At 40.9% G+C, this 6,843-nt stretch carries 6 protein-coding genes; all 6 read left to right on the forward strand.

The genetic code is table 11. The features are described from left to right. Window positions 1-276 precede the first annotated feature (276 nt). On the forward strand, window positions 277-1,464 hold the full coding sequence (locus A9239_RS12850) for an MFS transporter (RefSeq protein WP_230628921.1): 1,188 nt from the start codon (window positions 277-279) through the stop codon (window positions 1,462-1,464). A 308-nt stretch (window positions 1,465-1,772) separates the two neighbouring features. Next, entirely contained in the window at window positions 1,773-2,897 is a 1,125-nt protein-coding gene (locus A9239_RS12855) for an MFS transporter (RefSeq protein WP_048121447.1), read from the forward strand. 152 nt (window positions 2,898-3,049) lie between these two features. Continuing rightward, window positions 3,050-3,535 (forward strand): RNA-binding protein, encoded by a 486-nt coding sequence (locus A9239_RS12860; RefSeq protein ID WP_048156193.1) that lies wholly within the window; start codon window positions 3,050-3,052, stop codon window positions 3,533-3,535. A 170-nt stretch (window positions 3,536-3,705) separates the two neighbouring features. Further along, complete coding sequence (gene sepF, locus A9239_RS12865) at window positions 3,706-4,086, forward strand: cell division protein SepF (protein ID WP_048121451.1); 381 nt, start codon at window positions 3,706-3,708, stop codon at window positions 4,084-4,086. Further along, the gene (locus tag A9239_RS12870; RefSeq protein WP_048121452.1) at window positions 4,083-4,724 is read left to right on the forward strand and encodes a ZPR1 zinc finger domain-containing protein; all 642 of its coding nucleotides are present in this window, start codon (window positions 4,083-4,085) and stop codon (window positions 4,722-4,724) included. Before sepF ends, A9239_RS12870 begins: the two co-directional genes overlap by 4 nt. A gap of 336 nt (window positions 4,725-5,060) precedes the next feature. Beyond that, window positions 5,061-6,503 carry a proline--tRNA ligase gene (gene proS, locus A9239_RS12875; RefSeq protein WP_048156195.1) on the forward strand — a complete coding sequence of 481 codons (1,443 nt, stop codon included), beginning with the start codon at window positions 5,061-5,063 and terminating at the stop codon, window positions 6,501-6,503. Window positions 6,504-6,843 lie beyond the last annotated feature (340 nt).

Below are 6,843 nucleotides of genomic sequence, written 5' to 3' on the forward strand. Positions count from 1 at the left end.
TATTTGTGTATAAGAGACAGGTGGTGTGTATGGTATGTGAAAAAAGTTTCCCGCTCACATTACACATTACCCCTATTCAAACTGATTATATAAATAGCTATGCATTCTATCCGATTTATTATAATAAAAATGTTATAGTAAAGTATAAATTAGGGATTAACAATCAGATTTGATTTTTCTTATGCATATTTGTGTAACGGATATAAAAACTCTTTCAAGAGCTAAAAAACCATTAAAAATTGGCTCCAGGTATTTTAACCTCTGGGAAGCGGTTTTTTGAACGCCACTGCGGACAAGAAATTACGGACAAGAAACTATAATACCTGGCTAAGGGTTTTTATTGCTATGGAACTTCACAGGCTTTTGATTTACGGAGCAGCTTTTACTATAATGGGACTCTCGAATGCTGTTATCCCTATCCTTCCGGAGCTTGCGAATCTGAGTAATAATTCCTCTGGCGGGTTCGCCTTAAGCCTGTTATTTTCCGCCTACTTTCTCGGAGCCCTGGGAACAATGCTACCTTTTGGGATTCTTGCAGACAGGTTCGGTAATTTTAAGTTCATAGCACTAGGTATCATTCTTACAGTAATTTCAGGGTTGACAATTCTGCTTTCCAAAAACCTCTGGATTCTTTTGATTGCAAGGTTTATAGAAGGTTCTGCCTGCGGAGCCTTTTTACCGGCTTCCTTTGCCATATTATCCAAACTCAATAATCCAGGACGCTATCTAGGAGAGTTGACTTTTCTTTTCAATGCTGGCCTGGCCACAGGGGCATTTCTCTCTGGGTTGCTGGCAGACACCTACCTGAAAGGAGCGATCCTGGTCTTTACAATCCTCACTTTCCTTTTGACCATCTACCTGTTTTCCAGGCACAGAAGACTGGCTGACCCTGAAATCTCAGAGAAAGCAAGTGCATTGAAAAACTCTGACCTTTTTAGAAAGCCTTACAGAGAAACTAAGAAACTCCTCAGCCGCAGCAATATTGGGCTCTGGCTCAGTTCTTTTCTGCTTAACGGAGCCATCGGAGTGCTTGTAGCCTACTATCCTGACTACAGCCTGGGCACTATAACAAAAACTCAACTTGGGATCTCGATTTCCAGCCTTTATGTCTGTGCAATGATTACCTCTTTGTTTGGAGGACATTTCAAAGTAAAGGAAAAAACCTTAATACGAATTGGACTGGGGTTTTCAGCCCTTGGTGCTCTCTCTGCAATAAAATATCCCTTGCTGGGATTTTCAAGCCTTGGAGGAGGATCAGGAGTTGCAACTGTAGGTTTTGCACTCGCTGTTGCCAGAATGAATACTGACAGAGGCCTTGCAATGGGGTTTTTCAACACGACTATATATGCAGGGCTTTCTTTTGCCCCAATTATTGCAGGAATTTTTATAGATTTTGTGAGTTTTGAAAAGCTGTTTATAGCAAACGGGTGCATCCTTGCAGTTGGTATCATATTGAAGAGTTAAAGATTCCTCTGATAGAGGGATTTAACCAGGTTTTACTTCAATAAGTTTCCTTTGACTGAATAGCAGAGGATATTGCGTAAGATATTTATCCCACGGAATTTTCTGATATTCAGGAAGAGGTTTTAGAAATAAGAGTACTCTTTAGAAACAGTAACCGTTTTTAAAATAAAATTACTTTCTAGAATAATAGTAGGTCTCAAGATAAGAGTAATTTTTAAAAGTAAACGGCTTTAGAAACCAGGGAATAATAAACATTGAATGAAATATCAGCATAGGGCTGAGTACATATAATTATAATTGGAAAATCTATGAACTTCAAAAAACTAACACTTTATTCTTCAGTTTTTGCGCTCCAGGGGCTTTCAAACGCAGTAATCCCTATTCTTCCGGAACTTGCTGGAGGAGATAGCGGAAGTGTTGCAGTATCAAGCCTTATCTTTTCCGGATACTTTATGGGGGCTTTTCTTTCTCTTGTGCCCCTAGGAATTCTGGCAGACAGGATCGGGAACCTGAAGGTAATCAGATTTGGAATGCTCCTTACTGCTTTATCAGGTTTTGTTATTACATTTTCGGACATTCCATTGATTCTTGGGATTTTCAGGTTTTTGGAAGGAGTAGGTTGCGGGGCTTTTTTTCCTGCAGCTTTTTCCATACTTGCAGAATGGGAAGACAGCCAGCAAAGCCTTGGGGAGTTTAACTTCCTGTTAAATGCTGGGTTAGCTGCAGGCGTTTTCTTTTCAGGAGTGCTTGCTGGATTTGGAATTAAAACTGCAATAGCTAGCTTCACTTTCCTTGCAGGGCTTTCCTGCATTCTCCTTATCTCATACGGAAAAGAATTTACGCACTCAGAAAGCAAAATTCCTGCAAAAAGTCAGCAGGATACTTCTTTGCTTCCCGAATTAAAAAGTTACCTGATAAACGCCAGGAAAACCATGTTTCAAACCGATTTGGGAAAGATCTGGGGAATTTCGGTACTTCTTTATGGAACCACAGGTCTGTTAAATGCGAACTATGCGGATTACAGTGCTAGCTTTCTGTCAAAACCCGAACTCGGGCTGGCAATTTCAGTTTCTTATCTGGCTGCAATGCTTAGTTCCCTGATTGCAGGCAGGGCAGATTTCAATTATAAAAATATAGTAAGGACAGGAATAATCCTTGCAGCAGCAGGTATCTTTCTCTCGGTGAAACTGCCTTTACTGGCTTTCTTCCTTATAGGAGCAGGAGGAGGAGCCGCAGTTGTAGGGCTTATTACGGCTGTTTCCAGAACCAACTCAAGCGGCTTTGCAATGGGACTTTTCAATACCGGCATTTATGCAGGGCTCGGGCTGGGCCCGGTTCTTGGGAGCTTCTTCCTTGGGCCTTTAGGTTACGAGACCCTATTTTTTGGAAGTGCAGTTGCGCTGCTTTCAGTGTTCTTTGTAAAACTTGAATAAAAATACCCAATCCTGAACAAACACTCGAAGTATAAATGCAAAAATATAACAAAAATTGATTTCAGATAACTCCAGAACTCCACATAAGTTTTAAAAAGCACAAAAACCCTATGCTATAAATAAAATATAACATTTGAAAATCCGGTGATTAATTGAAAGTAAAGTCAAGAGTCCAGCTAAGGAAGAATATCAAGAACAAAATGTTGAAAGATCTTGTGTCCACTTTTGGCGAAGAGCTGTCATATCTGGAAGACAAAACCCTGGAAAAAATTACCCTTGAGGAATACTCCCTCATTCTGGTAGATGGCAAGCCTTTACTTTTTGAAATAGAAGGACATCTTTTTCCTACTGTCCGCGGAGCTCTTGAGATGGAACTTCAAAAGCGTGTTGTAACCGTGGATAAAGGAGCTATCCGTTTTGTTTCAAACGGCGCGGATATCATGGCTCCTGGAGTTGTAGCAGCTGACCCCGAAATAAAAGAAGGAGATCTCGTAATCATAGTGGAAGAGACTCATCAAAAACCTCTTGCAATTGGAAAAGCTATTATGGGAGGCCCGGAAATGGTCGAAGCTACTTCAGGCAAAGCCATAAAGTCTATAACCCATGTAGGAGACAATCTCTGGAACACGGAATTCTGATAGTCCTCATAAATCTACTTTCATTGAAAAAAACCTGTGGGCAGGAAACGCGACCTCCCTTAAATAGAATGAAAATCCGGATCAGCTTTATAATAGCAAAATTAATTAATATAGATTTCAATATAGGACATTGCGATTCGAATTTTAAAAAATATAATAGGTGCGCATAAATGGCAAAACTCATCGACAAGCTCCTTGGCAGCAATGTAAAAAGTCAAACCAGTCCCGAGGATTACACCGAGATTGATCTCAGCAAATATGAAGAAGTTCTCGAGGACGAGCCTGCAGAAACTTATGTGAAGATCGCAGAAGTCTCGAATATCAACCAGGTATCTCAGCTCAAGCAGGAAATTTATAACGGAAACATCTTGCTAGTAGATATTTCAAACATTAGAGGCGATGACCTGCTCAGAGATAGAGTTTTAAAAGAGCTGAAAGACGTTATTATCGATGTCCATGGGGATATCGCAGGGGTCAAAGGAAATACCGTAATTGTAACCCCTACAGGCATTAAAATAGACAGATCCAAGATTTCTGGTGGAAAATATTGAATCAGGATTTTTTAAAACAGGAAAGGTTTGAAACAAAAATTTGCTGTCCTCTATGCCAGGCAGATCTGGTGATGACCTGGCAGAGAGATAACATTCCCTATTTCGGGGAGATCATGTATATCAGTGCAAGGTGTCAGTGCAGTTTCCGCTTTGCAGATACCATGATTCTCTCGGTTAAGGAGCCCATGCGCTATGAGATGCCAGTTGAAACCAGTGAAGACCTGGATGCAAGGGTCATCCGTTCAACCTCAGGTACAATCCGCATCCCGGAAATGGGAGTTACCATCGAACCTGGATCAGTTTCGGAGTCATATGTAACGAATATTGAAGGCGTACTGCAACGGGTCCGGGATGTTCTTCTGACCACGAGCAGATGGGCACAGGGAGACGAAGAGAAATCCTCACGCAGCGAGGAGCTCCTTTGTATGCTTGAAGATGTGATTGAGGGCAAGAGAAAAATTACGGTCATAGTCGAAGATCCTCTTGGAAACAGTGCGATAATTTCAAAGAAGGTAAAGACTACTAGACTCTCCGAAAAAGAAGCCGAGAAGCTAAACACCGGCATGGTCGTGTTCGATGTTAACAAATCCGAGCTCGTAAACGATGTCTCAGACAATGTTAAGCCCCTCGGAGATTAATTCTTTTTTCCGGTTTTTCGCAGCCTGATAAATTCCGAGGGCATACTTCCAATATAGTTATTAACTTCTATTTCATAAAGACAGGCATACTGATGGCTATGAAAGTAATTTCACATCAGGATGCCACGTTCTCACGGTTCCATATCTCAAAATGTCACTCACTCAAAATATGACTTCCCGGAAAACCTTATATTAGAATTTCCGGAGAGAAAGAAAACCGGGTCAATTTAAAAAATTATTTAATTAGTTTAATAAGTTGTTTGATCAATTTGAAAGTTTGTTTGGTCAATTTAAGAGTTTAAGAATTATGTCAGATTGCTATAATACGGTGAAGGTATGGCAGAAAGCGAAAAAGAAGCAGCACTCCCCCCAAAAGAGGAATTCAGCGAATGGTATAACGAACTCCTTTGGATGGCCGAAATAATGGATGTCCGCTATCCTGTAAAAGGATTATATGTCTGGTATCCTTTCGGCTTTGCAATCCGAAGAAACACCTATAAAATTATAAGAGAAATTCTTGACAACAGTGGACACCAGGAAGCTCTCTTCCCTCTCCTTATTCCCGAAAATGAGTTCATGAAAGAAGCCGAGCATATTAAAGGCTTTGAAGATGAGGTATACTGGGTAACCCATGGTGGTAAAGATCCTCTTGACATCCCTCTGGCCCTTCGCCCAACAAGTGAGACTGCCATTTATCCTATGTACAAAATGTGGGTCAGGTCCCATGCGGATTTTCCTATCAAAATCTATCAGATAGTTAATACCTTCCGTTACGAGACAAAACATACCCGTCCCTTGATAAGGCTTAGAGAGATTACTTCCTTTAAAGAGGCTCATACAGTCCATGCTACCTGGGAAGATGCGGAAGCTCAGGTTAAGGAAGCTATTGGACTATATACTGAAATATACCGCAGGCTTGGAGTTCCTGTGCTTCACTCAAGGAGACCTGATTGGGATAAATTCCCGGGCGCAGATTATACCGATGCTCTTGATGCAATTATGCCTGACGGAAGGACCCTTCAGATTGGTACCGTCCATCATTTGGGAGATAACTTTGCAAAAACCTTTGACATTAAGTATGAAACCCCTGACGGTGAACAGCGTTATGCTTATCAGACCTGTTACGGGATTTCCGAAAGGTCAATCGCAGCTACGATTTCCATTCATGGAGACGATAAAGGGCTTGTTTTGCCCCCGGAAATAGCACCTGTACAGGTTGTAATTATCCCTATTATCTTCAAGAAAGGAGCCGAGGAGGTACTCGCAGCCTGCAAGGATGTCAAGGAACGCCTGACTAAAGCCGGAATCAGAGTCGAAATCGATGCAAGTGACCTTCGTCCCGGAGCAAAGTACTACAAGTGGGAAATGAAAGGTGTACCCCTCAGACTTGAAATCGGGCCCAGAGACCTTCAGAATAATGTCGCTGTAGCTGTCAGGAGAGATACCGGAGAAAAAGAACAGATTCCGCTCCCTGAGATCGAAACTGGCGTAAGCTCAAAGTTTGAGGCGATCCACGAACACCTGTATCAAAAAGCGAAAGTCGAACTTGAAAACCGCATATTTGAATGTACTGAACTTGAAGAAGTGAAGAAAAAAATTCAGGATGGAGTTGCAACAATTCCCTGGTGCGGAAAGAGAGAATGCGGACTTGCTATGGAAAACGTGATCGGTGCAGGAATTCTTGGAATTCCTCTGGAGCAAAAAAGAGGCAAAAAAGAAAAGTGCCCTATATGCGGGGAAGAAACCGAAACCCGTGTTTACGTGGCAAGAACATATTAAAACAAAAAACTGCTATGGCACAAGCGGAAAGCCGATCTAGCAAAAATTGGAAAGCAAATTATTAAGTGCCTGCTCCGGCTTTCATCTTTCTCTTTTTATTTTATGCATGTTATTATTTGAGTCTTTACAGCCTGAACCTGAAAACAAACTATCAGGAATTAGTTATATATAAAAACGTACTCAATTGATCTTGAATAAATGATCAGTAGAGATCAAGTGACTGAGCCTGAAAAGAAAGAGAAATAAAGTAAACTTAACTTGAGTAATATTAAATTATATTTGTGTATGGATAAATATTAAATAGTAAGTTGAAGAATTCTCTTTGGATTTCAGAAAGAAT

The sequence above is a fragment of the Methanosarcina sp. A14 genome (genome assembly GCF_001729375.1).
In the GTDB taxonomy this organism is placed as follows: domain Archaea; phylum Halobacteriota; class Methanosarcinia; order Methanosarcinales; family Methanosarcinaceae; genus Methanosarcina; species Methanosarcina barkeri.